The following is a 26426-nucleotide window of genomic DNA, read 5'->3' on the forward strand; positions in this document are numbered from 1 at the left end:
AGGATTCAGCCGCAAAGCACGTATAGGAATGACTGCGGCCGTACCCTTTGCTGTTATATTACGCAAATTTACAAAGTTTGTTTCATTTTTATTTCAAATTTGAGAGTATAGCACCCAAAATAAGCCCGGTTTCCAGCGCCATGTCTTCAAAATCAGCCAGCGGCAGCGGATTTTTGCCGATTCCCAGCTCCACCGTGAAGCCCGGCTTCCGGAAGCGTTGAATGAACCAGTCCTTATAACCGGCATCGCTGCCGCTCAGCTCAACGGCCCGGTAGCCGCTCGCCGCTGCCAGCCTTGCCGCCCATCCCTTGCTCTCCGGCGGCTCATATCCCCGGTAGTTCCAGTAGATCTCTCCGCCCTGGCTGTGCAGAGATACGGCTGCATCACCGGGATACTGCTCCGCCAGCGCCGCCAGCGCGGCGGCTTCCGGCTCACTGAGCGGCGCCGGTCCGCTGTAGTCCCGCGGGGCAGGACCCGGCACTCCCCGGCGCGCCTTTTCCTCTTCCCAGTGGGCCGGAAACTGATCCCCCAGGTCTACGCCGCGGATGTTAGCCTTCCAATGCCGGAAGCTCCGCCGCCCGCAATTCCATTGCAGCAGCTCCTCATAGTGGGGCTGGCCGGGCAGCACCCCCTCCTGCACCAGCTCCACCCCATCCGGATTAGCCATAGGTACTGCCCACAAGGTCCAATGCTTATGCCACTCTTCGGGGCGGTGGCCGTGCCAATCCCTGCCTGCATCATACGCAGCGGCATATTGTTCGATGAACGACATCAGGCACGGCGAGGTCAGCCACTCGTTGGCATGCAGTGCAGCGTTGACGTGGAGGTGACGGGGCCCGCTGCCTATCCGCAGCAGGTGGAGCGGCTTGCCGAGCACACTTGCGCCGATGCTGCCCCTTGTAACAAACGGGTACTTTGCCACCAGCTTGCCGATATCCTGCTCGACATCCTCCGGACCATATTCGCTGCGTACAGACACTACTGACCGCGAAGCCGCCGGAGGAATAACCAGCACTTTGCCCGGTATGCAGCAGCGGCCTGAGGTCACTCCGGGATTCAGCATTTCAAGCTCCTCTATGCTCACATCAAATAAGGCGGCGATCAACCCGGCGTCATCCCCCTCCTGTACAGAATAACGTCTGCGCGGAGCGGAAGGCAGAAACAGGATTTGGCCCGGATATAAATAAGGCTGCCTGCCGGCCCATGGGTTTCCTTGAATTACATGCTCCGGTGTAAGTCCATGCCTGGCGGCAATTCGGCTAACGGTATCTCCCCTGCGGGCAATATATTGCTGCATATGTCTCATCCTCTCGGCCCTCTAGTTGCCGTCGTCCCTTGCCGCCCGGGCGGACAATACCCGCGGAGACAACGGGACACAGCCCTCACCCCTATTGTATGCAGCCCCTACTGCCCTGCATGAAAGAAATGAGCACAGTTCACCCCTTCCGCACAAATAAATGTAAACGCATACAATGAATCCTGAAGTATCGCAAATATTCACTTGTGCAGGACAAAATCACCCTGGCAGGTGAATAAGGTCTTGGAGGTTACGAAAAAAAAGACCCGGAGTGATACCTCCCGGTCTATCATGAACGCCCTTGATTCTGAAATTTCCGAATCTGAGGGATTGTCCCTATTGTTTCCTCACAGCAAAGCCTATAACGAAGATACCTGCCACACAACGGGAGTGCGCTTGATCTGTTCTCCAAGCCAGTCGCGGGCGATCCGCTGGAACATCTCGGCATCTCCGCTGCAGAAAAATTGATGAATCGGACTTTCATCCCCGCGGGCAAGCTTGCCTTTGTCATATAGGATCGTGCTGATCTCCCGCGCGGTTTCATCCGCGGAGCTGATCAGCTTAACACCGGGTCCCATGACCTTGCCAATCGGATCTACCAGGAACGGGTAGTGGGTACAGCCCAGAATCAGTGTATCAATCGGTTCATACTTGATCCCGTTGAGCGATTCCGCCACCGCCGCTTCGCTCTCCGCCGTGCGGAACAACCCCTGCTCGACATAAGGGACAAGCGCCGGGCAGGCCTGACTGACTACCTTAACAAATGGAGACAACTCCTGAAGCGCTGCGGTATAGGCTCCGCTCTTAATGGTTCCGATGGTGCCAATTACGCCGACCTGGCCTATTTTGGTTGCGCTGATCGCCGCACGGGCACCGGGATGGATGACTCCAATGACAGGAATGGACACCTTGGCAGAGATATAGTCAAGAGCTGCCGCAGTTGCAGTATTGCAGGCAATAACGATCATTTTAGGATTAAATTGAATTAGATAGTCCACGATTTGCTCGGTGAACAGTTTCACTTCCTCGGTTGAACGGGGTCCGTAAGGGGCGCGGGCAGTATCTCCAAAATAGATGATTTTCTCCCGCGGGAGCTGTCTCATTACTTCTTTGACAACCGTAAGTCCCCCCACACCCGAGTCCAATATTGCTATAGCTTGCTGCACGAACACACCGCTTCCTTTTACTTGTTTTGTGTAGCTTATGTAAGGCTTAAACAAAGTGTACCTGGCCTTCAGCCCCAATTGCAGATAATACTCCTTTTGCCGTTACAGTTCAAGAGAAGCATTGATCGGCTCCGGTGTCCAGCCCAATATTCCACTGTTGTTCCAGCCGCCAAGAGCCACCTTCCGCCACGTTGCGAAAAGCGGCTCTTGGCCGGAAGCGCGTATATTATTAGGATTCCCTGAGAATGGCCTATCCCGTGAAATCAGGCGATCTCACCGTTGCCTTTGTCATCCTTTACTTCATCCTCCAGAACGACTTCAATCTCCGCAGCGGATTCATCGCTGCCAGCAGCAGCCTCTTCAAAGGCGGCTTCCGCAGCGTCCGATACGGCTTCTGCTTCTTCAACTGCTTTTCCGCTGAGAGTGATATACTTTTCTTCCTCACCGGTATGGATGTACTGCTTGCTCCATTCCTTGACTTCGGTTACAACAGTTTCTACCGCCTCTTTGGCTTTACCGTACAGCTCCGCGCCTTTGTCTCCGGCCTGCCCGGCGACATCCTGCACTTTATCAATGGCTCCGGTGGTACCTTCCGCAATATCTTTACGCAGCTCTTTGCCTGGTTTAGGGGCAAACAGCAGCGCTGTCACTGAACCTACCACACTACCGGCCAAAATACCCCACAGCAAACTTTTGGATTCCTTTTTCATCCTCAATCTCTCCTTTGGATTCAAGTGCCTCTGCCCGGCCACCCGGGCAATCGCCTAGTTCTGGTATATCATAAGCATGGATGTTTTGTCCTGTGACTGATTAAGAGGTCATTTCAGAAGTTTTGTCTTTTTCTCTCGGCGTAATATCGTACCGGCAGCACTGGCCGCCCTCCGCCATACATTCACTGCGCGTAACTTTGGCACCAAGGAGTTCCTCGAACAACTGATGCTCACATTGGCAAGCCTTCCGGTATTGGGTCGCTACCTGGCGGATCGGACAATTATATTCGCGCATAATATAGGAGCCGTCCTCTTCCTTATTCCATTCAGCCATATAACCTCCGGCATTCTGGATGGAAGACAGCTCTGCAACCCGCTCCTCCAGATTGCAGTTCTCCATCATCGGAGCGTACTGGGCCAGCATCCGCCGCCGCCGGCCTTCGAACAGCACATTGACGGCCTCCAGGCCGCTGCCGTGATCCAGCTCCCGCAGCAATTCAAGCGCCAGGTTATGATAGCTTTTGGGAAAATGGTCTTCAGCCCGCTCAGTCAGTGAATAGACATGCAGAGGACGGCCCATGGCCTGGCGGACGACCTTGGTCTTGGCCAGCGATTCCTGCTCCAGCTGCAGTACATGACGCCGTACGCCCATTTCGGTAATTCCCAGTTCCTCCGCCAGCGCACCGATCGTCAGCGGGCCTTTCTTCTTCAGGAGTGTCATAATCAAACGTCGTGTAGATCCGCTTTCCTGCCCCTTTTTCATCCGCAAGGACCTCCTCTCTTTCACGGCTGTCGCCGTGTATAATAGTTGTGCAGCACTGGCTTAGTTCAGGCATTTCCCCAGTTATTGTCCGGTACCCAGTTCCTGGTCCAGATACCTGCGCACTTCCTCCGCGAACTGCTCCAGCACCTGCGGAAGCACACGGGTTAACGGATGCAGCGCGCTGCGCTCCCAGGTATAATAATCCTGCACCAGCGGTTTGCGCAGTGATACGAGCTGGATAAGCACCTCGTAGATTCCGCTGTCACCGAGGACTTTTTCTTCATGGATAATGGAGATAATATCTTCATAGCTGCCGGCATCACGCATGATGAACCCGTCGATCAGGTAGCTGCCGACATCAGTCACAACCTCTATCGCCAAATGCAGGCATCGTTCCTGCACGAGTCCTGTGATAATGCTGCCATCCCATGCAGATGCTGCATGTTGAAGACCGGCTCTGATATCGGGGATTTGGCCAAGTATCATTTCGATTTGCTTCCGGTTGACATAATACACAGCTGACCCTCCAACTCTGGTGGTTTAAGTAGAACGAAAGTAATGGCTGCTACTTTCCGCGTTTGCCGCGGCGCTTCAGCCAGAACAGCATAATAAAGCAGGCTGCCAAAAATACGATCAGATACGTTAAGGCTTCCATCGGATACTCAAGCTCACGCATTTACGTCACCGCTTTCGGTATTTAATGGGTTTTCCTGCCACAGTCATCCTGTTTTAGATTTCGTAATCTACTGCAATCGAAAGCTCCTTGACCTCATTGATATGGGCAATAACTTCTTTATGGACCGGGTGAACCTGGTAAGCCTGCAAATCTTCCATGGATGCTACTACCGTTACAAGTGCAATATCAAAGGAACGCTCGGAATGAATCAGATCGGCACCGACCTCGATGGAGAGCAGCTGCGGAATTTTGCCTTCCATGTTCCGTAGGACCTGAACTGTGGCTTCGACTTTCTCCGGGGACCGGTCTTTCAATTTAAAAAACACGATATGCTTAATCATCTATTTCGCTCCCAACGATTAAATTTGTAAAATGATTATTAAAAATATATCATAACACCATCACTTCTGAAAGAAACTTAAGCATGTATGTAAGCAATTACAGCATTAACCATTGCAGCACTTCAGAAAGTATTGTAGTATAACCTTAAAAATTCGGAGGAAGTATGCCTAAGAATCAACCAGAATCTCACAAAATCCAGGCCTGGTCTCTGATCAACCGTAAATATCTTGGACAAGGTGTACGGGTCAAAAGATTTCGCCGGCCTAAACGCAGCCAAATCCGCAACCGTGTGCTGCTTGCCATCCTGATGGCCAAGGACATTAAGCTGTCCCGGCTTGCGGAAGAGCTTTCCGTCTCCTCGCGCAGTGTAAGCGCCTGGGTGTACGAGGGCCGCATCCCCTCCAGAACCAATCTGGACAAGGTCTGCCGCCTGCTTGGCTATCCGTCCCACATCCTGTTCAACGAGGCACTTGTACGGCAAAGTCCGATAGTCTGCCAGCCGACACCTTCACGGTTTATGAAAAGAACACTTGCGGGCTCACCCCGCAGCAATGTCATTCTTACGGGTCTGTGCATGGTTTACGATTTCTCCGTCACCGATGTCAGCATCTGGATCGGTGTCCATCCCGGTACCTTCCGCAAATGGCTGCATCAGAGCCATCTCCCAACCCTCGCACTGCAGGAGAAAGCAGAGAATTTCTTCCGTATCCCGCGGCATATCCTGTTCGCCGATTGCGAGCTGCATTAACCCGATTAAACCGCAGGTTCATCCAGCAAATACCTGTAGCTGCTTGTCCTAAGTACATCTTCTCAACACACAAACACACAAGGTCCTTCTTCATTGCGAGAAGGGCCATTTGACGTTTCCTCCGGCTCGGGACTGCTTTGTGCAGCTATGCTTTTTATTTTATGAAAAAGGCCATACTACAAGGTGAACTCACTTTGAGCTAGTAATAAACAGGAGGAACGCGGATGGAATGGAACGGTATACTGACTGCCGGTTTTACCGAAACATGGGAAGTGGCAGCCGGAGTGTTGGGTCTTCGGACCTTATTTTCGAACACAGCTTTTATTGGCCGGTCTGGATCGGATTGGATTCTGGTCGACACAGGACTTGGAAACTTCGCAGGGAGCATTATGCACACGGCCTGGGAGCAGTTTGGCAAACCGCCCCAGGCGATTGTGCTGACGCACGGGCATTTTGATCATGTCGGCAACCTGAAGGAGCTGCTGGAAGAATGGAAAGGAACTCCGGTGTATGCCCACCCCCAGGAGCTGCCTTATCTCACCGGAAAAGAGGATTATCCTCCGGCTGATCCATCCGTTGGCGGCGGCCTGATGGCCGTAGCAGCCCCGCTTTATCCGCACCGTGGGATTGATCTCGGCGCAGCTGTACATCCGCTGCCGGAAGACGGAAGTGTTCCCGGGGCCAAAGGATGGACATGGGTGCATACGCCGGGGCACAGCCCGGGGCATATCTCTCTTTTCCGTCCCGAAGACAGGGTGCTTATAGCAGGAGACGCTTTAATTACAGTGAAGCAGGAATCAGCATTTGCGGTAATTACACAGCACAAGGAACTGCACGGTCCTCCGGCTTATTTCACATTAGACTGGGTGGAGGCGGAGAAGTCTGTGCGCAAGCTCGCACTTCTCGATCCGCAAGTCTTGCTTGCCGGGCATGGCCTGCCCATGGCTGTTCCAGAGCTGTCGCCTGCATTGGCTCATTTATGCAAGACATTCAAGGAGCTGTCTGTCCCGGCTCAAGGGAAATTCGTTTAGGTCTGAACCGCGTGGCCGGCAAGCTGAAATCCGGTTGCGCGGACTACAAAAAAAGCGTCTTACTGCCAGGGTTCTATCCTCTTTTGCATGCGAGAATAGTTCTAAGTATGTATTCATGGCTTCCGCCCTGCGGACTGTGCAGCGAATCCGTAAATGTGCCGGTCTCAACAATCTCCGTTCCGGCAAAATGCTCCCGCAAATCGGCATCGCTGAAAAAGTGGGCATATTTCCCTTCCTTATACTCGTAGGTCCCCGGCTCCAGCCTTCTTCCGCAGCCATAGTTCGGATCTTCATCAGAGAAGCTGGTGAAGTAGAGCAGGCCACCGGGCCGCAGCTGCGCAAGAGCCGCATCAATCAGGCGGCACCGCTCACCGGAAAGAAACAAGTGAAGCACATCGTAACAGTAGACAGCGTCCACCTGGTGCTCCAGCTGAGGCTCCAGTGCCGATCCTTCGATAAACCGTGTGCTGCTGTCCCATTCCACAGCAAGCTTCAGCGCAGCACTGCTCAGCTCTATGCCGTAAGTGTCAAACTGAGACGAGAACACCTTCGTATTGCGGCCATAGCCCGCACCCGGAACCAAGACGGACTTGATCCCCTGCTCAAGGAACCACGCTTTAGCCCGCAGCGCCGATCCGCTGGGCTGTTCTCCCCAAATCATACCTTCTCGGGCAAATCTGTCGCTCCAGTATTGTGACACATGCTTCGCCTCCTCTATTCCCGGATTTTGACCCTGTACCAATATTGATAAATCTCCTTGTAGCCCAGCTTGTCATATAGGGCCGAAGCGCCCTTATTCGCCTGTACCACCTGCAAAAAGGAGGCTGCGGCACCCTGGGCCTTGGCCCAGTGGAGCAGTCCAAGAATCAATTGCTCCGCCATCCCTTGTCTGCGGTGAGCCGGAGCTGTGACGATATCATACAGCCCTATGTATCCATGCTGGATTACCCCAAGCCCGCAGGCAGCCGGAAGACCACTCTTGAGCAAGAGAGCGTAACCTTGCTTTAAACAGGAAGCGGTCAGCATTCGGCGCAGCGTCTCCCGGTTCCCGGAGGACAACCCGGTTAAATCAGCGAAGACCTCCAGCCACTCCTCTGTCAGCTCGCTGCGGATCTGCAGCGTATAGACGTTGCGTAATTCAGGCAGGTCCTGCAGGTCAAGAACACGGACGGATGACGGCTCGATGAGGCTATATCCCTGCGACTCCAGTTCCTTATCCAGACCGGCAGGCCGGGCATACGGAGTGATTTTGAATACGGGATTCAGTCCGGCGTCCTCATAATATTGTTCTGCAAGCCGGATCTTCCGCAACATTCCAAGTCCGGCATCCTGTTCCTCCGGGCCGTAGAGCGGGTTGACCGAATTCGCCCGTTTCGTGTAGCCCGCTGCCGAACGCAGCACCCAGCCCTCCAGCATTACGCTCTGCTCCGCAGGCCAGGTATTCAGCGTAATCTCTTCTATTGACTTGTACAAACTTCTTCCTCCCTTCTCAGCTGCGTTTGCTGCGCATCGCATTCAGCAGCTTTACGCCTGCATCCTCATGTGACGTAAAGTGATCATATTCAGGTGATTCCTTGGCATACAGGGAGATTTTGCCCTCGGCATTAAAGTGCACGCCCCAGCCGTACCGTTGGCAGCATCGAGGCCCGCAGGCAGGGGTGGCTTTTGGAGAACAACTGTCCCCATATTTCGTCCTTTCTGCTGATCCGCTCTTCCTCCGGTAAAGAAGCTCATACTGAATCCCCCCTTCTGGAATCAATCCTGCTTTTCTTCTATAATAATCCACTCCACAAACCCATTGCAAAGATAATGAACACAGCAAAGCGGCCAATCCCCTGTAAGTCGAGAATTAGCCGCTTCTTCAAAGCTGAAACACAACACCTGATTTTACCAGCTGGACTTGGTTATGCCGGGGATTTGACCCTTCAGTGCCAGATCCCGGAAGACGATCCGTGAAATCTTAAATTTGCTTAAATACCCTCTGGGCCTGCCGGAAACAGTGCATCTGTTCTTTTGCCGGGTAGCGGAGGAATCGCGTGGCAGCTTCTGCAGGGCCATATAGTCTCCTTTGGCCTTCAGCTCTCTCCGTCTATCTGCGTATTTAGCCACCAATTCCTGCCGTTTTAATTCTTTGACTACTTTTGATTTCTTGGCCATATTGTTTATCCGCCTTCCGTTGTTTGAATGAGTTGCCAATGATGAATCCTGCTCTATTCGTTAAGTGCCTTCTTCAGCGCTTCCAGGTTCTGGCGCATGATGCCGATATAATCAAGGTTATTGCTGCGGTCCTCATCCGTCAGTCCTTCGATCGGATTCAAGACAGCGGCCTTGGCACCAATTTCCTGGGCAATAGTGTCAGCAACACTGGAGGAAACCAACGTCTCAAAAAAGATCGTTTTTACGTCATGGGCCTTGGCGAATTCAACAATTCCGGCCATTTGGGCAGCGGATGGCTCCTGTTCCGGAGAGAGGCCGGCAATCGGCACCTGTGTCAGGCCGTACGCCTCAGCCAAATAGCCAAAGGCGGCATGCTGGGTAATAAAATCTTTTCGTTTTGTATCCTTGAGTCCATCCTGAAACTCTTGGTGCAGCGCCTCCAGTTTGGCAATATAGGCATCGGCGTTGGCTTTGAAGGCAGCAGAGTTCGCTGGGGAAGCAGCAGACAACGCGGCTTCGATAGTACGCACTTCCTTGATTGCAAGTTCAGGAGCTAGCCAGACATGGGGGTCCAGACCGCCGTGATCATGAGCATGGCCTTCCTCCGCATGTTCACCTTCTTCGTGATCATGAGCTTCTTCAGCATGTCCGGCTTCCTCATGTTCGTGATCATGGGCTTCCTCGCCATGTCCGGCTTCCTCATGTTCATGACTGTGAGCATCCGCTTCTTCCTCTGAGCCTTCCTTAATTTCAAGCCCTTTGCTGGCTTCCACGGTGACCATTTTGCTGCCCGAAGCACTGTCCAGTACTTGCTCGACCCAGCCCTCCATGCCGGCTCCGTTATAGACGAGCACATCGGCATCCGTAATCTTGGCCATATCCTGTGCTGTCGGCTCCCAGTCATGCGGCTCCATGCCGGCCGGAACCAAGACTTCAACATCGGCAAGCTCGCCTGCAACATTCTTGGTGAATTCATACATCGGATAGAAGCTGACCTTAATGTCCATCTTGTCTGCTGCCGGAACGGCAGTTGTCTCGGCTGCTGGCGCATTAGAAGCAGTAGCAGCAGTAGCGGCAGGATCTGTGTTATTGTTTTTACCGCAACCGGCGGCAATCAGCAGGGTTGATAGGGACAAGACGGCAAGATAGCGGATATTGAATTTAGACTTCATAAATGTTAACTCCTGTTCTTATATGGGTTTATGGAATTTGCTTAAGGATTTATGTGTGTTACGGCGGTTCCGCCGCCTGCTCAGCTTCTGCACTGCGATGGCGGTCAGCAGGAACAACAGCAGAATGAGGGCAATCGTGCCTCCGGGAGGCGTATTGATATAATAGGATGTTGCCAGGCCGCTAAAAACACCAGTGAGGCCCACGCCGATGGAAATCAGAACCGCAGCGGTGAAGCCGGAAGCGATACGCAGCGCAAGCGAGGCTGGCAGCACAATAAGTGCGGACACCAGCAGTACCCCTACCACCGGCATCGCCGCCGCAACGGTCATCCCGGTGAGCACAGCGAACGAAAAGGATAACAGGCCCGTATGCACGCCGCCGATGCTCGCCGTCTCTTCATCAAAGGTCAGGCTGTAGAGCGGCCGCCGCAGCAGGACGAAGTACAGCAGGCCTGCTGCTGTGACGATAGCAATCAGTCTAAGCTGGGTATCACTCACAGCTACGATAGAGCCGAACAGATACGAGCTGAAGCTCTTGCTCAGATTCTGCTGCAGGCTCATCAGGACAACTGCCAGCGCTAGCCCTGAGGTCATAATAATGGCAACCGGGAGCTCGCTGTATGTACGGTAAGAACGGCGCAGCTGCTCGATGACGATACCGCCGATGACAGCCACCGCGAAGCCGCTGAGTACGGGATTCAGCTGCAGCACTGAGCCCAGCGCCACACCCGCGAGCGACACATGGGAGAGGGTATCGGCCATCAGCACCTGACGGCGGAGCATCAGATATACGCCGAGCAGCGGCCCGATGATCCCGATCAGGCCCCCGGCCCAAAATGCACGCTGCATGAATTCGTAACCAAGCATTGCCAGCCCTCCTGTTCCTTCCGTTCCAGGCTGATCACTGTATCTAGATAAGCGCTTGTCTCCTCCAGGCCGTGCGTGACCATAATGACGGTGCGCCCGTGCTGGCTGACATAATGTCGCATCAGCTTGTAGAACCCGGTACGGCTGGCGATGTCCATGCCTGTGGCCGGTTCGTCCAGCACCAGTACCTGAGGCTGTCCCGCGAGCGCACGGGCGATGCAGACCCGCTGCTTCTGCCCGCCGGACAACTCCCCGATCCGGCGGTCACGGTAGTCCCACATCTCCACCTGTCTCAGGCTGCGCTCGACAATTTCCTCCTCACTTTTCGTAAACCTGCCGAACAAGCCAAGCCGGGCGTAGCAGCCGGAACGGACCAGTTCAATAACCTTGCTGGGAAATCCGGCATTGAAGGAAGCCACCTGCTGCGGAACATAGCCGACAGCAAGCTTGCCCCCTCCTGTGATCTCCCGGTTCAGTGTGACTGTTCCGCTCCACGGACGCAGCAGCCCCAGCAGCAGCTTCAGCAGCGTGGTTTTTGCCGCACCGTTCGGGCCGGTAATCCCGATGAACTGCCCGGCTTCAATATCAAGCGACAGGGAGTCAATCACAGGCTCATTCCCGTAACCAAACACCACATCCCGCATGGATGATAAAATCATGGCACATATCCTTTCTTTCCTAATCCGCTTGGATTAATCGTAAACATTACGTATTGACTCCAAACATATTATCGTAATGATTACGATTTGTAAACCCATTACGGCAAATTAATCGTAATTCATGGAATCCAAACAAGTGGAAACGGCTTCGCCGTCTTCAAAAGGCCGGTATCCGTTTCAGCGAGAAATAGAAAGATAATTTATAGCGTGAAGCATATAAATTCTTATCTTTTTAATAAAAAAGGACCCATTCCCCACTCTCATGTGGAAACAGGTCCTTCTAAATGCAAACTGGCTGGAGGCACCCTCTATGAGATCTGCTCTCTACTTGTGCTCGATTACCGCCTCTACTCCTGAGCGGCTGCCAGCAGCTCCTCAGCAGGCCAAGGAAGCGGATTATTGAACTGGCTCCAGTCCTGCTGCAATTCTTCTCCGGTCAGCAGACAGCGGTCCAGTCTGGCTTCAATCGCCGCACGGTCCATGGCCACTCCGATGAACACAATCTCATTCATCCGGTCGCCCCACTGCTCGTCCCATCTAGCCTTCACGTCAGGCTCGGTCGCCAGCACTTCAAGCTGCTGCTCCTTCGGCAGAGTCGCCAGCCAGTAACCGGCCGGACCAAATTGGATAGAAGGCCCGGCCTGGCTTAAGCTCGCGGCGAGATCTCCCTTCGCGGCCAGCCAGACCAGCCCTTTAGCCCGTACAACTTCTTCCGGCCAATTGCTGAAGAAAAAGCTTAATCTCTGCGGGTGGAAAGGTGTTCTGCGCCGGTAGACGAAGGAGCCAATGCCATATTCTTCGGTCTCCGGTGTATGCTCCTCCTTATTCAGCTCCGCAATCCAGCCGGAGGACATACTTGTCTTCTCAAAATCAAACAAGTGCGTATTGAGAATCTCCTTGGGGTCAACGACACCGTTAACCGTACGGATGATCTTGGCGCCCGGCTGAAGTCTGCGCAGCACAGCCTCAAGCTTGTTCAGCTCCTGCTCTTCAACGAGGTCGCATTTATTGAGCAGCAATACGTCGCAGGTCTCAATCTGATCAATAAGCAGATCTACAATATCGCGGAAATCCCCTTCGCCTGCCGTCATATTACGGTCGATCAGACTGTCTCCGGAAGCGAAATCATGCCAGAACCGGTTGGCATCCACAACGGTGACCATCGTGTCCAGTCTTGCGAGCTCCGTCAGGTCAATATCCAGATCAGGATTGGCATACGTAAAGGTCTGCGCGACCGGAACCGGCTCGCTGATCCCGGAGGATTCGATCAGGATATAATCAAACCGGCCTTCCGCGGCCAGATTACTCACTTCACGCAGCAGGTCGTCGCGGAGTGTACAGCAGATGCACCCATTGGACATTTCCACCAGCTTTTCCTCGGTCCGGGAGAGAGTGTTGCCGGATTTTACCAGACTAGCATCGACGTTGACCTCACTCATGTCATTGACAATGACAGCGACCTTCAGGCCGTCTCTGTTGTGCAGAATATGATTGAGCAATGTAGTTTTACCGGAGCCCAGATATCCGCTGAGCACGGTAACAGGAATTTTATTCATAGATTTACTCCTTAGACTTTTAGATGGGATAGGGATGACAAATGAAAAGTTATGTGCAGCGCAAGGCGGCTTCAGAACCCAGACTGCATAACTTAGCGTGTCTCCCGGTGCAGCGTAACCCGTTTCAGACGCGGACAATATTTCTTCATTTCGATCCGTCCCGGCTGGGTTTTCTTATTCTTGGTAGTGGTATAGTTGCGGTCGCCGGTTTCTGTGCAGGCCAAAGTCACAATTACTCTCACAGCGTTCATCTCCTTTTATTTAATCGTAATGTTTACGATTTACACATTCTACATGTTTGAGTCCCCTGCTGTCAACATGGGCATGCAGAAAATTTCTACTCTCTCAAATATGTGGTCTTTCCTTAGATCAAATTACGTATATATGGAAATATGAAAATATGATTCTTGCAATTGCAAGATTCAAACGGGAGTGTGGACGATGAAGATACCGGTGATTATATTAAGCGGATTTCTGGGGAGCGGAAAGACGACCCTCCTGCTCACTCTGCTGAAAGAGAGCAAGGCACGGGGACTGAATCCCGGTGTAGTGATGAATGAGCTGGGCAAACGCGATGTTGACGGCTACATTCTGCAGGAGCATACGGGGACAAGTGTGGAAAAGCTGCTGGACGGCTGTGTCTGCTGCAGCCGCAAGGACGAACTGCCGGGAAGCCTGAATGCACTGCTCGCCCGGCGGCCGGATATGATCTTTATCGAGCTTACCGGCGTCGCCGATCCCGAAGAGATCTCAAAGTCGCTGCAGGAGCCTTCCTTCAGCGAGCGGCTGGCGCTGCACTATACAGTCACCCTTCTCGATGCCGAAAACATGCTTGAGTACAACAGCCGTTTTTCTGCCGACAAGCAGCTTGTCCGGACACTGCGCAAACAAATCAGCGGGGCCGATCTGATTATCGTCAATAAAAGTGATCTTGTAGAGCCGGAAACCTTATGGAAAATTGAAAAGGCCGTCCGCAAGTATAATGCAGAATCCGAGATTGTGTTTACCCACTACAGTGAAATCAACGTGGCTCCGCTGCTGGCCGGCATCACTGCCCGGACATCCCGTACCGCAGCTGCCCAGCGCAGCTCCCGCAGCATCAACGGGTCCGTGCTTAAGCGGATGAACGCCGGTCAGCCCCATGGTGCAACCGCTGTGCATGAACCAAGGCTTGAAGCCGAACCCTCATATTCGCAGGTGGCTGCTGTGACACTGACATTCCCGCAAGCGGAAGATAGCGGAATCTACAGGGAACAGCTGGAGGGCTTCTTCCGCGAATGGGGCGGCAGCCTCCTGCGGGCCAAAGGACATGTACGGCTGAGGGGTCAGGCTGAAGTCCAGCTGGTGCAATTTGCCGGAAACCGGGCAAGCTGGGAACCGTCGCGTTATCCCGGACTGCCTTATGTCGTCTTCATAGGGTTGCATTTGGATGAACAGCAGCTGACGGAGCGCTGGTCTGCACTGTTCGGTTAATACCGCATGCCGGGAAGGAGCCTAAGATGCCTTGACAACCTTTTCTCCGTTTAAAATACTGCCGCTGCTCATTCCCGCCGTCTTCCTGATTATTGCGGGCATCGTGTGGCTGCCGGAGCACCCGGAGCTGCTGGACAATGCCTATGTGGATACGTTCAAAACAGCTTTTATCGGCATTCTGCTGGAAGCCCTGCCGTTTGTGCTGCTGGGTGCGCTGCTGTCTTCCCTGCTCCGCGTATTCGTTCCGGACGAGATCATCTCACGCTGGATTCCGCGGAGGCCGGTTCCGGCGATCCTGTTCGGCTGCCTGCTCGGCATCCTGTTTCCCGTATGCGAATGCGGCATGATCCCGCTGGTCCGACGCCTGATGCATAAAGGAATGCCGCTGTATGTTGCCGTTGTATTCATTCTCTCCGGACCCGTGGTCAATCCCGTCGTTTATGGGGCGACACTGACGGCCTTCCGCTCCCATCCCGGACTCGCTTATGCCCGTATGGGTCTTGCGTTTGCCGTTGCCGCGCTGATCGGCCTTATCATTTACATCACGGTGAAAAAGTCGCCGCTGCGGCTTTCTATTCAGCGTGAAACCGGGGAACGCCATGAACAAGGCACACGCGGAGGTAAACTGGTTGCCGTCTTCGTGCACACATCGGACGAGTTTTTTGAAATGGGCAAATATTTGATTATCGGCTGCCTGCTGACCTCCGGCATTCAGAGCTTTATGAATCAGGGCAGTCTGGCCGCTATTGGGGAGAAGCCGCTGGGTTCCTATCTGTTCATGATGGGGCTGGCCTTTGTCCTCTCCTTATGTTCAACCTCCGATGCCTTTGTCGCTTCCACCTTTCTGCACACCTTCCCGACGGGATCACTGCTGGCATTCATGGTGCTTGGACCGATGCTGGATTTCAAAAATTCGCTGATGCTGCTCTCGCTATTCAAGACGAAGTTCGCGCTTTACTTATTTTTTCTTATCTTCTCCGCCGTCTTTATCGGATCGGTGCTGGTTTCATTAGGGTTATGATGCTATTTCTTACAAAACTTTCAGGAGGGCCAAGATGAACGATTCCGGCAGCATCCGGTTCCACTATCTGCTCAGGGCGGTTATTCTGCTTCTCTTTGCTCTCTACATTGGGCATCTGGTCCAGCAGGACGCGCTGCATTATTATGTCGCCCCGAAGCTGGCGCGCTGGATTAAGCTCTGTCCCATCCCCCTTGCGCTCATGGCACTCAGCCTGGGGATTCAGGCCTTGTTCGGCAAAAGCAGTGTCCTGTGCGACTGTGAGCACCGTTTGCCCCGCACCGGGCTCAGAAGCAGCGCGCTTTACGGATTGTTCCTGCTTCCGCTGCTGCTCGGCTTCCTGCTTCCCGACCGTGCTCTGGGCAGCGCGGCCGCAGCCAAAAAAGGCATCGCCTTATCCTATACCACGGTGGAACCGCGGGAAAAAGAGTCATTCGCCGCAGCCAATCCTTATCAGGCGGAATTCGCGGAGCTTGCCGCCAACCTTCACGCACAGGATGTCATTACGGTTTATCCGGAAATTTTCTCCGAAACGTTCGGAGCAATCGACCTGTATAAAGGCCAATTTGCTGGTAAAGAGATCACCGTCTCAGGTTTCCTGTACCGCGAACCGGCGGTGGCCGGCAAAAGTTCGTATGCGGTCAGCCGTTTTCTCGTCCAATGCTGTACTGCCGATGCCACTCCTTTCGGAATCCTGCTTGATCCGCAAACACAAATAAGCCTGCCCGCCGATACCTGGATTGAGGTTCGGGGCAAGCTTCAGGTTGTGAAATACGGCGGCAAGGAAATCATGCAGATTGATCCAGACAGCATTACAGCGATTCCCCAGCCTTCCACTCCTTACGTGTACACCAATGCCGACTCGGTGGCCGCATGGGAGCAGATTCAAAGTTTACCGGCAGCTAAATAACTGCGTCCAGCTCATCATCATCATCAATGGATCTGTCGGGGTTGACGACTTCAACCATCAGCCGGGCCGGAATGCAAATAATCTGCTGCCTCGGTCTGGAAATAAAGCCCATCTCCAGGGCAATCGGCAACGGAGCGTCAGAATACGTCATCTGAATTCCGTAATCATACACTTTTAATATATTGTGGCCAAACTTAGTCTTCATCTCAATAATCTGCTCTTCTTTGGTCAAAGAAACAGTTTTATACTCTTTGCCGTTTACTGTAATAACGGCTTTCAAATCCCCTTGTGCATAATGCTCATTCCGGTTATTCATCCATTTGACTCCGTAGATGGAGCCGGCTACAAGTAAAACCAATACAATAATGACAAAATCGCCGCGTTTCATCTTTTGCAATCGCGTTACCCTCTCGCTGGCTATATTTATACGTAAAAATTACGAATAATCTAAATATAGTCAGCGCAGCAGACTTTGTCAATGCTTGCCCAGCCGTTTCAGCAGACTGCGCATCCATACGGTGATCGCCGTATAAACCAGCAACACGACAATCAGCGTAAGGATCCGTTCCTTGGCAGAGCCGTCAGCGAACAGTACGGGACCCAGGCCGAAGAACGTGGTCAGCAGGTAAAGGATCGCGAACAGCACATACAACAACACTCTCACTTGCGGTCCTCCCTCCTTGCTTTTCAACCTTCATTCTTTCAGAATAACCTCAATTGAGGCCAATCATTCCTGACGCCCGTATGGCTGCTTCAGCCTATCTGCGGGAATAAGCCGACCATTCCCTCAGCACCCTGTCCAGCTCCTCCGGCCGGATCGGCTTGGAGATGAAATCCTGCATGCCTGCCCTCAGGCACATCTCCTTGTCTTCTTTGCGGGCAAAAGCTGTAGCGGCGATAATGACCGGGGACAATCCGAGCTCCTCGCGGATTTTGGCTGTCGCTTCAATCCCATCCATGAGCGGCATCTGAATGTCCATAAATACCAGATCATACTGCCCGGTGAGCACGGCCTCGACCGCCATTTCCCCGTTGGACGCCACATCGGAATCATATCCCCGCTTCTTAAGATACGCCTGCAGCAATCTCAGGTTCACAGGATGATCTTCGGCAACTAGAATCGAGAGCGGACCGTACACCCCGCTGGAGGAGCCTTTGTACTTGCTACGGTTCTCCCGCCGTTCCGTAGCCGGGAACGCAGCAGCACCGCCCGCAGTGGTCATTTCTCTTGGAAGAGTGGCATGGAGGGTGAAATAGAACTCCGAGCCTTCACCTTCACGGCTCTCCACGCCTATCGCTCCACCCAGCAGCTCCACAAGCTTTTTGCTGATGGCCAGTCCCAGACCTGTTCCGCCATATTTGCGGTTGATCGATGGATGCAGTTGGGAGAAGGATTGGAACAGCAGGCCTTGGCTGTCCAGCGGAATACCGATCCCAGTATCCGTCACGGTAAATTTAAGAACACACTCGCCGGAATCTCTGGATGACACCAGCTTCACTTGAATCCCGATTTCCCCTTCTTCGGTGAATTTCACCGCGTTGCCGACCAGATTTACAAGTATCTGGCGCAGTCTGGCCTCATCCGTTAACACCAGCGGTGGCAGCGCGTCATCCACCTCGCAGTTTAGCGAGAGCCCCTTCTCTTTGATACGGGGATAAAAGATATCTGTGACGTTCGATACAACCTGGCGGAGATCCACAGCTTGCAGCTCAATCGTCATCATGCCCGCTTCAATTTTACTGAAATCGAGCACCTCATTGAGAATATGCAGCAGCGTCCCACCGCTTTTGGTAATAATCTGCGTATAATACTGCTGTTCTTCGTCAAGCTCGGTACCTTCAAGCAAATCAGCCATACCGATAATCCCGTTCATTGGCGTGCGCAGCTCATGGCTCATAATGGCCAGAAATTCCGATTTGGCCCGGTCTGCCTGCTCGGCAGACTCCTTAGCCCGTACAATCGCCTTCTCTTCAGTAATGTCGCGGAACACAACCACAACACCCTTCCGTACACCGTTATCGAACAGAGGGGTCATCCGGTATTTGACGAGAAAGCTTGAACCGTCCTGTCTCCAGAATACGCCCTCTTTCTCATCATAGGTGAGATGATCTTCCAGCCATTCCCGCAGGGGCTTCCGCCCTCCAGGATACGGCTCTCCGTCGAGCCAGGTCTGCTCGATCGTAGGCAACTTGATCTCTCCCGCCAGCTCTCCGGCTTCGTAGCCAAGCATTGCGGACGCCGCCGGATTGATAAATACCGTCGCACCCTCAAGATTCATGCCAAAAATACCTTCGGAAACGGAATTCAGAATCAGCGCATGCTCATAGCTGAGCTTCTCAATCTGCTCCAGATGCCGTTTGCGCTCCGTAATATCGCTCGTAATGGCAAATACGCCCACGACCCGGCTGTCTACCATTATCGGCACATAAATCATGCTGACCTCGACAACATGCCCATCCCGGTGAAGCAGTCTGCTCTCGAAGGTTTGAGCTACACCGCTTGCAGCAACAAGAAAGCGTTCTGCCACAAAATCCAGCTCTTCCGGATCAAAGATATCGCAGTAGTTTGACAACAGCAGGCTTTCACAGGAATAACCCGTCAAATGCTGCAGGCTGGCATTCAGCGATTGGATCCGTCCCTGCAAATCCATCGCGCTGATAGCCGAAGGGTTATATTCAAACAAAGACTTATAGCGGTTTTCGCTCTCCAGCATCTTGAGCTCATATTGCTTCCGCTCCGAGATGTCGCGGGTGATGCCGACAATCTCCGTATCCCCTCCAGCACCGGTATCAATGTGGCGCAGGGTCGTTTCTGTCCAGATATAAGAGCCGTCTTTACACAGAAACCGGAAGACGACAGGCTCAAGCCTTTCCCCTTTGATGCTGCTGCGCAGATAGGCCTGGACACGGGCTGCATCCTCGGGATGAATATATTCCATTCCCTCGGTGCCTACCATCTCTTCAGGAGTATATCCGAACATCTGCAGACAGACCGGAGAGGCATACAGATAGGTTGCTTTCCCATCGGTTGCATTGCGGGAAATGAAATCCTGGGAATTCTCCGAAATGAGCCGGTAGTTCTGTTCGCTTTCCCGAAGCTGCTGCTCCATTTCCCGATGAGCTGTAATGTCCTGAACCACTCCGCTAATCTGCCTTATGTTACCTGATGCATCCTGAGCCACTTCCCAATGGGCATCGATAAATTTCTTCGTGCCGTCGGCCGCCGTAATTCCGAAGACTGCTCCGCCTTTCGTCCCGTGTTTCACCGAATCAAGCAGCGCCTCCGTAACCTTGGGCAGATCTTTAGGCTCCACACATTCCTTGATGAGCAGCGGATCATAGACGGTATGATTGCTGCAATCATCAGTATGGCCAAAGATACAGCGCATTTCCTTGGAAGCAATCAACTGCTGGCTGGACGCCTCCCATTCCCATGAGCCCATCCGGGCCAGAAACTGGGCATTCGCCAGCATGTCCTCGTATTTCTTCCGGACCGTTATATCCCGGGCAACCGTCAAGACCTGTTGAACCCCACCCTTATCGTCGCGCATGACCTGGAAAGAACTTTCAATCCAAAGATAGTGCCCGTCTTTATGGCGCACCCTGCGGGTAAACACATCGTTGTCCGAATAGAGCAGTCCCTGCTCGGTCATCTCCAATGCGTCTTCCTCATGATAGTAATCCGGCCTTTTTTTACCGATCATTTCATGGGTGGAGTATCCGAGCACTCGTTCAATGGAGGGCGAAACATAATGGATCGTACCCTCAGGGTCAGCGAGAGATATCAAATCGGGCGTATTCTGCGAAATCAGATTATAGAGATAATGCTCCTCCAGTATCTTCTTCTCTGCCAGCTTGCGGTCCGTAATATCCTTCATTTCCGCAATCATATATAAAGGGGTACCCGCAGCTTCATCAAAAGTCAGAAACAAATGCAGTGCCACCCAGAAGACTTCACCATTTTTGCGTGTAAATTGATTTTCGCTGTCTACAGCCGCACCCGGGCTCTGCAGCAATAGGTTTATAATCTGCTCATGATCTGCTGTGTCTTTCTCTTCCGTACAGGAAATATCCAAATACCGAAGGTTCATAAACTCCGCTTCCGTATACCCGAACATACTGCACAGTGCAGGGTTGGCCAGCTGTATCGTCCCATCCTTCATGGACACGACTGCAAATCCTGTAGAAGACCGCAAATACAGATATTTAAAAAGATTGTCGGACAATGATAGAGCCTCCTCTGTGAAAGTGGCGGACAGAAATTAAATGTAAATGTAAGTATATCTTTTTTTCGGTCAATAAGCTTCTAATATGAAGTCTATCATAGAGACAATGGAAACGAATGAGGCAATTTGCTGGAGATTAGACATGCGAAAAAGGGCCTTTTTGCCCAAGAGGAATGAACATGGAGGCGGGAAACCTGTTCGATGCAGTTTGCAGATTCGTACGTAATGTCAGCAGTTTTGCCCGGCAAAAAACCGCCTCTCAGTCACTACGATGACTTTAAGGCGGTCAGTTATATGTTATGCCGTTTGTTTAGTTTTTCGGCTCCAGTGCAGGTCCCGACGTCCTTGCGGGTGCAGCGTGCTGGACTTTCTGCTTCGCTTTATCAATCTCAGGTTGTGAGGGAGTCTCGCCGGTTAAGCGAAGATGCTGAAGAGTTAAGTTCGTTCTATTTCAAACAGATTGCCGCGCTAGCCACTCTGCCCGCCTGGGCTGCCTTCAGTCCAGTCTCCGGGCCGGAAGCAGGAAGGCACAGAACACGGCAAGTGCGCATGACAGTCCGGCGAGCAGCCATTTGTCAGGGTCCCATCCGCCCTTCACGAGCCCAAACAGATAAAAATGTCCGGTCAGACGGCCTTTTGTCATAAAGTCGAGCAGATACCAGGCAAAGCCGACAATGTATCCGCCCGATATGTTGCGGAGCAGTAGAGTGGCCGTCATACCTGCCGATCCGATCGCTACTGCGGTGATGGCAACTCCGCCGATCATCGGCCAAAGGTCAAAGTCCGCTCCGCGCAGATGAAAGCTGGTGAAAAAAACAGCAATGATCAAGAAAACAAACAAAGTAGTGGACAGCCAGCGAAACAGGAAGATAGGGTGATGCCGCACCTTCTTGGCGTAGAGCACCTCACCGATTCCGCCTTCCTCCAGCATCGCCAGATGGGGGTACACGATCAGGCCCAAGAAGCTGATCAATTGTTCTCCCAGCTTGGCGACATCTCCCCATTCCATGAGCTGAGGATCCATGAATAAATGCACGCTGCACAGCAGGGCGATGGACAGCAGCCACGAATAATGGGCGGTCAGCTTCAGGTTATACCAACCAAGCACGCGGAGTGTTTGACCTGTCATGAGGCATCCCCCACGGCCGTTTTAGCTTTTCTTGCAGAGGTTTTGTTCCCCCGTACCCTTCCGGAATCCGCCTGGCTGCGGTTTCTTTCCCAGAGCAGCGCGGTTCCGGCTGCAAGCAGCACCGCAAGCAGAATGTAAAAGCTGCGGTTAATTGCGATCTCATCCACCCAACCTTTATATAAATCAGCGTCCCTTGGCGTGTTAAAGCGGATGATCAACTTGTACAGCCCATAGGAGCCCATAAGCGGCAGCACAGAAATAAACCACCAGACGATCTGCAGGGCGATCGGCACAATCCCCCGGCGGAACAGCATAGAGCCGAACATTCCGAAGGCAATCGAAGCCCAGACTGTAGGCAGCAGCCACCAAGCGGTGTATCCAAGGAAGAGGAAAATCGCCTCCGGCGTCTGCCCCTTCAGTTCCAGGGCATTTACGGTCTGCCAACCGCCGGCAACTGCAAGCACAAGATAAATCAGGGAGAGCATGATCCCAAGCGCGATAAACTTTGAACCGACGTAGGTCCATGACGAAACCCGGCGGCTGTATATCAGCTCGCTCATTCGGCTGGAGCGGTCACGGAGCAGCAGAAAGGCCGAAAGGAATACCGGAAAGATACCAGCCGGGAGTGCGAGGTAATCGCAGAAATACCTTGCGGCTCCGGGCAGCAGCTCTCCGGCCTCTACAACTTCGTTGTAGCGTACAAGCGCTTGCTCCTGCGCTTTCACCGCTTCCTCGTAGTTATCGATACCAAAGCCGAATTCATCCATCCCTCTTTTGTACATACTGCTCCCGCCAAGTTGCTTGTTCAAACCATCAGAAACCTTGTAAACGTCTTCCATCGTGTACTTATCCGAAGCTTTAAGAATGATGTCCAGCTTGGATGCAGCCTCGGTGAGGGCAGCTTTTTCTTGCTTATCCAGCTTGCTCTCGAGCGGAAAGCCGATTCTCAGCTTGGTTGTTGAACCGGCGTCCAGGTCCCAGCCCATCTCTTTCCTCATTTGCGTAGCAAGTTCGGAGGTGTTCCCGGGCAGCTTCCAGCCGTAATAAGGATGTTCCGGGATGCCCATATTTTGCGGCTCTGTCATAACGGGAGGCCGAAGCTCGCTCCAGGTCTGTTCTGCTGCATATTCGGTGAAATAGAAGAAGCAGGCCACTAGTATAAATACATAAAAGACGAGACTGCGCAGAATCATGCGAATCTCTTTACCAATGAGCCCTATCATACGAACGACTCCTCCTTGCGCATCAGGCAAAGATAGGCATCCTCAATAGACGGTATGGCCTGCTGCGCTCCCGGATACGGCTGCTGATCGGCGAGAACACGGATGCGCATTCCTGTGCCTTCCGGCACAGCGGACAACACGGGAAAGCGGTCACGGTCCCGCTCCCACTGCGCCCGGTCAAGCTCCACCGTCCAGACGCGTCCGGCGGCAGCCCCCGTCAGGTCACCGATTCTGCCGTGATAGCGCAGACTTCCCTTATGCAGCACGGTCATTTGCTCACAGGTGGATTCCACATCCTCCACAACATGGGTGGACAGCAGGACGATTCTCCCTTCAGAGAACCGGCTGAGGAGCCGGCGAAAGCGGATCCGCTCTTCCGGATCAAGCCCTGCCGTCGGCTCATCGACGATCAGCAGCTTCGGTTCATGCACCATTGCCTGGGCCACGCCGAGCCGGCGCTTCATTCCGCCGGACAGTGCTTTCACCTTGGTCCGGCGCTGCTCCGTCAGGTTGACCTGCTCCAGCAAATCGTCGATTCTCCGCTTCCGCTCCGAATGCCCCTTCACCCCGGACAAAAGTGCGAGATAATCCATCGCTTCAAGCACCGACATCCCTGGATAAAATGCAAATTCCTGCGGCAGATAACCGACCAGCTGGCGGATCTGCGCTTTGTCCGTCAATGGTACTCCACCGATCATTGCTTTGCCGGACGTGGGTGTAAGTAAAGTTGCAAGCAGCCGCATCAACGTTGTTTTACCTGCCCCGTTAGGACCAAGCAGGCCGTGTATCCCTTCGCCTACTTTGAAGCTGACACCGTTTAAAGCCTGCTTACTCCCGTATGTTTTGGTCAGTTGTTCAATTACAAGTTCCATTCTGGTCCTCTCCCTCACATGCTTTTGACTCCCCATTGCTAATCGCTTTCCTGGTCCCAGGTAAACTCCGTGTTCTCCACCATCAGTCCTATTCCGATCAGGAGGAGTGACAGCAATATGAGCAACACTTGATCAATGATTTCGAACTTGATCATTACAAAAACAACAACCGCAGTAAGTACGATACCCGCCAGCTTAGTATTTCTTTGCCTGTCGAGCTGCCGGCTGTTTCTCTTCACCTTCTCCGCTTCACGTTTGTCAAACTCCAGCAGACGGGCTTTCCGGTACACTTCCTCTAGAAACGCTTGTTCCTCTTCGGCTGGCTTCACAATCCCACTCCTCCTTTTCGTAAATCTGCCTCAGCTTCTTGCGGGCCCGGTGCAGCAGCACCTTGAAGCTCACCGTTGTACGGCCCATAATAGCTGCCGCTTCTGTATAAGACATCTCACCTACATCAACGAGATACACGGCCATCCGGTAATCCGGCTTGAGCGTAAGTAACCGCCGTTGCCACTCCCGGTCCTCCTCGTGCACAATCGCCATCCGTTCGGGATCATCCAAACCGGGAGGCGGCATGCGGTTTCCTTCAGGCAGGTTATCTCCTGTGTAATCCCCTGAAAAGGAGGAATCGGGACGCCTGCGCATCCCTGTTTCAACCGGCAGGCTCCCCTGCCGCTGCCGCTTCCGCAAGGAATCTATGCTTTTGTTGCGGAGGATCGTGAACAGATAGGTTTTAAAAGACGCGCGGGCATCGAATCTCTCCGGATACACCAACAGATAGGCAAAAGAGTCCTGTGCCAAATCCTCGGCGGTATGATAATCCCCGGTCAGATGATAGGCAAACCCTACCGCAGGCTGCCGGTATTGCCGGACCAGCCATTCAAAGGCATCCCGTTCTCCCTGCCGAAACCGGAGCAGCACGGCTGCTTCATCATTCGGGTGACCCGCAGCCTCATCCTCCATAATGGAGCGCTGTCTGTTTCCTCTCTGGATATCGTTCGTCCGAATCCCCTCCTCTCCCGCAGCCTTCTACTACTTATTCGTCCAAGCCTCCGAAATAGTTACAGTGCTTCCGAAAAAAACAAAACGGGTCCGCAAACTGCTGCATCAGCAATCTGCGAATCCGTACTTTTTTGACAACTTCCGCTTGGGAATTCAGTGCTGCCTCTTGAGTCTTTCCTATCAAATTACCTGATGGTTTTTGAAGGCCCGATAAGTAAAGGGCAGGAGCAGGGCTATAACGATGACCGCAAAGCCTGTAGCAAACTTATAGTTGGGAATCTGCTGTCCAAACACCGAATACACCTCGTATTCGGTTACTCTCGTAATGCTGTCAACCATTTTTCCAGGGAGCAGGTTCATCATATGATTATACAAGCGGCTGCTCTTGCTAGCCGGAAAAAACAGCGGGCCGATCAGCAAAATGACAATCACAATGATAACGGGAAATGGGGTGCTCATCCGGCTGGACAGCCAGAGCGTCACCGCCCCCACGATCAGACAGGCCAGGCTGCCAATAAGAATTGCCCACAAATAGGTCTGAAACACCGTGAAAGGAACCGGGGCAAAAAGCTTGATCATCTGCACGCTGGCGCTTCCCCCATCAAATCCAAAAATCCCAAGCATCAAGAGAGTGTAGGTGCCTAATCCCACAGCAAGCAAGCCAAGGGAGACAATCAAGCCGGCTTTCAATTTGGCGGCAATCACCTTATTACGGCCATAACGGGAGGACAAGATTATCGCATCCGCCCCGCTCTGGTATTCACTGGCAAAGACAGGAGCAAGCCAGATTGCAATCACAAACGCGCTGATCAATAAAACAAACTGCAGGTTCTCGAACACATTCTCCCAGCCGGTTACATAGTCCATTTGGAAGGGGACCGGAATCGACTTATTCATCCGCATAAAAAAAGCAGTCTCTTTGGCAGAAGCATTGCCGGGAGTATAATCCCTGTCTATGTACTCTTTCACCTTATCGAGACGTTCCTGATAGAAGGTCTTTGCTGTATTTGGTGTCATGCTGTCGATAATATAATGATCGTATTCACGGGAATGGGAAAAAGCAAACCGGATCAACGTATCAATCTGATAACTCTGCTCTTTGTAGGTTACATAAGCCTCGTTTGTGAGTTCCCCCTTCTCGTTAAGGTTTTTCGGATCATGCATGACTTTTTGATGATGTTTGACTGCAGCCGCTATTTTCTCTATCGTCAGCGGTCCGGCAAGCTGGCGGTTGTATTCCTTTCGGAGCGGGATGGCTTCCAGTCCTTTTAGATCATTGCCGTCCTTGTCCGTTATGTACGCACCCGAAACGAGCGCCCATACTCCTAATAAGGCCACGACGATTACAAGTGTTATGCCTATAAAAAATGATTTCCGTCTCATGATCTTTCTAAGCTCAAACCGGGTCAGAATATCCATAAACTATACC

Annotated in this window: 29 protein-coding genes; 5 read left to right on the forward strand and 24 right to left on the reverse strand. The window is 52.8% G+C overall.

What is annotated here, in order from left to right; all coding sequences use genetic code 11:
- Window positions 1–88: 88 nt before the first annotated feature.
- The 6 genes from NYE29_RS32390 to NYE29_RS32415 all read right to left on the reverse strand — a co-directional run bounded on the left by NYE29_RS32390 (window position 89) and on the right by NYE29_RS32415 (window position 4953).
- Complete coding sequence (locus NYE29_RS32390; RefSeq protein WP_340899868.1) at window positions 89–1297, reverse strand: M14 family zinc carboxypeptidase; 1209 nt, start codon at window positions 1295–1297, stop codon at window positions 89–91.
- A 359-nt stretch (window positions 1298–1656) separates the two neighbouring features.
- The gene (gene racE / locus NYE29_RS32395) at window positions 1657–2463 is read right to left on the reverse strand and encodes a glutamate racemase (protein ID WP_038599336.1); all 807 of its coding nucleotides are present in this window, start codon (window positions 2461–2463) and stop codon (window positions 1657–1659) included.
- A gap of 263 nt (window positions 2464–2726) precedes the next feature.
- Complete coding sequence (locus tag NYE29_RS32400; RefSeq protein ID WP_076112285.1) at window positions 2727–3173, reverse strand: YtxH domain-containing protein; 447 nt, start codon at window positions 3171–3173, stop codon at window positions 2727–2729.
- A gap of 100 nt (window positions 3174–3273) precedes the next feature.
- A complete protein-coding gene (locus NYE29_RS32405) occupies window positions 3274–3936 on the reverse strand; it encodes a helix-turn-helix transcriptional regulator (protein ID WP_038589567.1) in 663 nt (220 codons plus the stop codon).
- Window positions 3937–4017: 81 nt separating this feature from the next.
- Complete coding sequence (locus tag NYE29_RS32410; protein WP_076112284.1) at window positions 4018–4452, reverse strand: DUF86 domain-containing protein; 435 nt, start codon at window positions 4450–4452, stop codon at window positions 4018–4020.
- 213 nt (window positions 4453–4665) lie between these two features.
- Window positions 4666–4953 carry a Dabb family protein gene (locus tag NYE29_RS32415; protein ID WP_076112283.1) on the reverse strand — a complete coding sequence of 96 codons (288 nt, stop codon included), beginning with the start codon at window positions 4951–4953 and terminating at the stop codon, window positions 4666–4668.
- 164 nt (window positions 4954–5117) lie between these two features.
- On the opposite strand from NYE29_RS32415, the gene NYE29_RS32420 reads away from it, so the two are divergent.
- Both NYE29_RS32420 and NYE29_RS32425 read left to right on the forward strand, forming a co-directional pair.
- Window positions 5118–5702, forward strand: a complete 585-nt coding sequence (locus NYE29_RS32420; RefSeq protein WP_038589560.1) for a helix-turn-helix domain-containing protein — start codon at window positions 5118–5120, stop codon at window positions 5700–5702.
- Between the two features lie 224 nt (window positions 5703–5926).
- Complete coding sequence (locus NYE29_RS32425; protein ID WP_340899190.1) at window positions 5927–6733, forward strand: MBL fold metallo-hydrolase; 807 nt, start codon at window positions 5927–5929, stop codon at window positions 6731–6733.
- 73 nt (window positions 6734–6806) lie between these two features.
- On the opposite strand, the gene NYE29_RS32430 is transcribed toward NYE29_RS32425, so the two are convergent.
- The 9 genes from NYE29_RS32430 to rpmG all read right to left on the reverse strand — a co-directional run bounded on the left by NYE29_RS32430 (window position 6807) and on the right by rpmG (window position 13386).
- Window positions 6807–7433: a class I SAM-dependent methyltransferase gene (locus tag NYE29_RS32430; RefSeq protein WP_083675752.1), complete on the reverse strand. Its 627-nt coding sequence runs from the start codon at window positions 7431–7433 to the stop codon at window positions 6807–6809.
- Between the two features lie 14 nt (window positions 7434–7447).
- On the reverse strand, window positions 7448–8206 hold the full coding sequence (locus NYE29_RS32435; RefSeq protein WP_179091791.1) for a GNAT family N-acetyltransferase: 759 nt from the start codon (window positions 8204–8206) through the stop codon (window positions 7448–7450).
- A gap of 16 nt (window positions 8207–8222) precedes the next feature.
- Window positions 8223–8519 (reverse strand): DUF6157 family protein, encoded by a 297-nt coding sequence (locus NYE29_RS32440; RefSeq protein WP_340899195.1) that lies wholly within the window; start codon window positions 8517–8519, stop codon window positions 8223–8225.
- 101 nt (window positions 8520–8620) lie between these two features.
- Complete coding sequence (gene rpsN, locus NYE29_RS32445) at window positions 8621–8890, reverse strand: 30S ribosomal protein S14 (protein ID WP_076112279.1); 270 nt, start codon at window positions 8888–8890, stop codon at window positions 8621–8623.
- Between the two features lie 53 nt (window positions 8891–8943).
- Complete coding sequence (locus NYE29_RS32450; RefSeq protein ID WP_340899201.1) at window positions 8944–10062, reverse strand: metal ABC transporter substrate-binding protein; 1119 nt, start codon at window positions 10060–10062, stop codon at window positions 8944–8946.
- Window positions 10063–10080: 18 nt separating this feature from the next.
- Window positions 10081–10935, reverse strand: a complete 855-nt coding sequence (locus NYE29_RS32455) for a metal ABC transporter permease (protein ID WP_340899869.1) — start codon at window positions 10933–10935, stop codon at window positions 10081–10083.
- Window positions 10881–11588 (reverse strand): metal ABC transporter ATP-binding protein, encoded by a 708-nt coding sequence (locus NYE29_RS32460; RefSeq protein ID WP_340899203.1) that lies wholly within the window; start codon window positions 11586–11588, stop codon window positions 10881–10883. Before NYE29_RS32460 ends, NYE29_RS32455 begins: the two co-directional genes overlap by 55 nt.
- A gap of 347 nt (window positions 11589–11935) precedes the next feature.
- Entirely contained in the window at window positions 11936–13144 is a 1209-nt protein-coding gene (locus NYE29_RS32465) for a GTP-binding protein (protein ID WP_340899206.1), read from the reverse strand.
- 92 nt (window positions 13145–13236) lie between these two features.
- Window positions 13237–13386, reverse strand: a complete 150-nt coding sequence (gene rpmG / locus NYE29_RS32470; RefSeq protein WP_038589539.1) for a 50S ribosomal protein L33 — start codon at window positions 13384–13386, stop codon at window positions 13237–13239.
- A gap of 199 nt (window positions 13387–13585) precedes the next feature.
- Between rpmG and NYE29_RS32475 the strand changes: the two genes are divergently transcribed.
- From NYE29_RS32475 to NYE29_RS32485, 3 genes are read left to right on the forward strand one after another with little or no spacing between them, the layout of a single operon-like run.
- Complete coding sequence (locus NYE29_RS32475) at window positions 13586–14617, forward strand: CobW family GTP-binding protein (protein WP_340899208.1); 1032 nt, start codon at window positions 13586–13588, stop codon at window positions 14615–14617.
- Window positions 14618–14648: 31 nt separating this feature from the next.
- Window positions 14649–15638, forward strand: a complete 990-nt coding sequence (locus NYE29_RS32480) for a permease (protein ID WP_340899210.1) — start codon at window positions 14649–14651, stop codon at window positions 15636–15638.
- A gap of 34 nt (window positions 15639–15672) precedes the next feature.
- Window positions 15673–16545, forward strand: a complete 873-nt coding sequence (locus tag NYE29_RS32485; RefSeq protein ID WP_038589531.1) for a TIGR03943 family putative permease subunit — start codon at window positions 15673–15675, stop codon at window positions 16543–16545.
- Here the strand turns inward: NYE29_RS32485 and NYE29_RS32490 are convergent.
- From NYE29_RS32490 to NYE29_RS32530, 9 genes are all read right to left on the reverse strand, one after another.
- A complete protein-coding gene (locus tag NYE29_RS32490) occupies window positions 16538–16933 on the reverse strand; it encodes a NusG domain II-containing protein (protein ID WP_340899870.1) in 396 nt (131 codons plus the stop codon). The genes NYE29_RS32485 and NYE29_RS32490 overlap by 8 nt on opposite strands.
- Window positions 16934–17020: 87 nt before the next feature.
- The gene (locus tag NYE29_RS32495; protein WP_340899213.1) at window positions 17021–17209 is read right to left on the reverse strand and encodes a DUF6954 family protein; all 189 of its coding nucleotides are present in this window, start codon (window positions 17207–17209) and stop codon (window positions 17021–17023) included.
- Between the two features lie 94 nt (window positions 17210–17303).
- Window positions 17304–20771: a PAS domain S-box protein gene (locus NYE29_RS32500; protein ID WP_340899214.1), complete on the reverse strand. Its 3468-nt coding sequence runs from the start codon at window positions 20769–20771 to the stop codon at window positions 17304–17306.
- A 496-nt stretch (window positions 20772–21267) separates the two neighbouring features.
- Window positions 21268–21900, reverse strand: a complete 633-nt coding sequence (locus NYE29_RS32505) for a hypothetical protein (RefSeq protein WP_340899217.1) — start codon at window positions 21898–21900, stop codon at window positions 21268–21270.
- A complete protein-coding gene (locus NYE29_RS32510; protein ID WP_340899219.1) occupies window positions 21897–23123 on the reverse strand; it encodes an ABC transporter permease in 1227 nt (408 codons plus the stop codon). Before NYE29_RS32510 ends, NYE29_RS32505 begins: the two co-directional genes overlap by 4 nt.
- Window positions 23120–23995, reverse strand: a complete 876-nt coding sequence (locus tag NYE29_RS32515; protein ID WP_340899220.1) for an ABC transporter ATP-binding protein — start codon at window positions 23993–23995, stop codon at window positions 23120–23122. Before NYE29_RS32515 ends, NYE29_RS32510 begins: the two co-directional genes overlap by 4 nt.
- A gap of 38 nt (window positions 23996–24033) precedes the next feature.
- Window positions 24034–24324 carry a hypothetical protein gene (locus NYE29_RS32520; protein WP_340899221.1) on the reverse strand — a complete coding sequence of 97 codons (291 nt, stop codon included), beginning with the start codon at window positions 24322–24324 and terminating at the stop codon, window positions 24034–24036.
- Window positions 24254–24958, reverse strand: coding sequence for an RNA polymerase sigma factor (locus tag NYE29_RS32525; RefSeq protein WP_076112266.1), 705 nt, complete (start codon window positions 24956–24958; stop codon window positions 24254–24256). The genes NYE29_RS32520 and NYE29_RS32525 overlap by 71 nt, the downstream gene beginning before the upstream one ends.
- Before the next feature lie 219 nt (window positions 24959–25177).
- Entirely contained in the window at window positions 25178–26416 is a 1239-nt protein-coding gene (locus NYE29_RS32530) for a hypothetical protein (protein ID WP_340899222.1), read from the reverse strand.
- Between the last annotated feature and the right edge of the window lie 10 nt (window positions 26417–26426).

Origin of the sequence: Paenibacillus sp. FSL M7-1046 (assembly GCF_038007405.1) — a bacterium.
In the GTDB taxonomy this organism is placed as follows: Bacteria; Bacillota; Bacilli; order Paenibacillales; family Paenibacillaceae; genus Paenibacillus_AQ.

Bases quoted from the DNA above. Each gene is read 5' to 3' on its own strand.
- NYE29_RS32390 (WP_340899868.1), bottom strand. From the start codon at position 1,297: ATGCAGCAATATATTGCCCGCAGGGGAGATACCGTTAGCCGAATTGCC.
- NYE29_RS32400 (WP_076112285.1), bottom strand. From the start codon at position 3,173: ATGAAAAAGGAATCCAAAAGTTTGCTGTGGGGTATTTTGGCCGGTAGT.
- NYE29_RS32405 (WP_038589567.1), bottom strand. From the start codon at position 3,936: ATGAAAAAGGGGCAGGAAAGCGGATCTACACGACGTTTGATTATGACA.
- NYE29_RS32415 (WP_076112283.1), bottom strand. From the start codon at position 4,953: ATGATTAAGCATATCGTGTTTTTTAAATTGAAAGACCGGTCCCCGGAG.
- NYE29_RS32420 (WP_038589560.1), top strand. From the start codon at position 5,118: ATGCCTAAGAATCAACCAGAATCTCACAAAATCCAGGCCTGGTCTCTG.
- NYE29_RS32425 (WP_340899190.1), top strand. From the start codon at position 5,927: ATGGAATGGAACGGTATACTGACTGCCGGTTTTACCGAAACATGGGAA.
- rpsN (WP_076112279.1), bottom strand. From the start codon at position 8,890: ATGGCCAAGAAATCAAAAGTAGTCAAAGAATTAAAACGGCAGGAATTG.
- NYE29_RS32450 (WP_340899201.1), bottom strand. From the start codon at position 10,062: ATGAAGTCTAAATTCAATATCCGCTATCTTGCCGTCTTGTCCCTATCA.
- NYE29_RS32460 (WP_340899203.1), bottom strand. From the start codon at position 11,588: ATGATTTTATCATCCATGCGGGATGTGGTGTTTGGTTACGGGAATGAG.
- NYE29_RS32465 (WP_340899206.1), bottom strand. From the start codon at position 13,144: ATGAATAAAATTCCTGTTACCGTGCTCAGCGGATATCTGGGCTCCGGT.
- NYE29_RS32475 (WP_340899208.1), top strand. From the start codon at position 13,586: ATGAAGATACCGGTGATTATATTAAGCGGATTTCTGGGGAGCGGAAAG.
- NYE29_RS32485 (WP_038589531.1), top strand. From the start codon at position 15,673: ATGAACGATTCCGGCAGCATCCGGTTCCACTATCTGCTCAGGGCGGTT.
- NYE29_RS32490 (WP_340899870.1), bottom strand. From the start codon at position 16,933: ATGAAACGCGGCGATTTTGTCATTATTGTATTGGTTTTACTTGTAGCC.
- NYE29_RS32505 (WP_340899217.1), bottom strand. From the start codon at position 21,900: ATGACAGGTCAAACACTCCGCGTGCTTGGTTGGTATAACCTGAAGCTG.
- NYE29_RS32510 (WP_340899219.1), bottom strand. From the start codon at position 23,123: ATGATAGGGCTCATTGGTAAAGAGATTCGCATGATTCTGCGCAGTCTC.
- NYE29_RS32515 (WP_340899220.1), bottom strand. From the start codon at position 23,995: ATGGAACTTGTAATTGAACAACTGACCAAAACATACGGGAGTAAGCAG.
- NYE29_RS32525 (WP_076112266.1), bottom strand. From the start codon at position 24,958: ATGGAGGATGAGGCTGCGGGTCACCCGAATGATGAAGCAGCCGTGCTG.
- NYE29_RS32530 (WP_340899222.1), bottom strand. From the start codon at position 26,416: ATGGATATTCTGACCCGGTTTGAGCTTAGAAAGATCATGAGACGGAAA.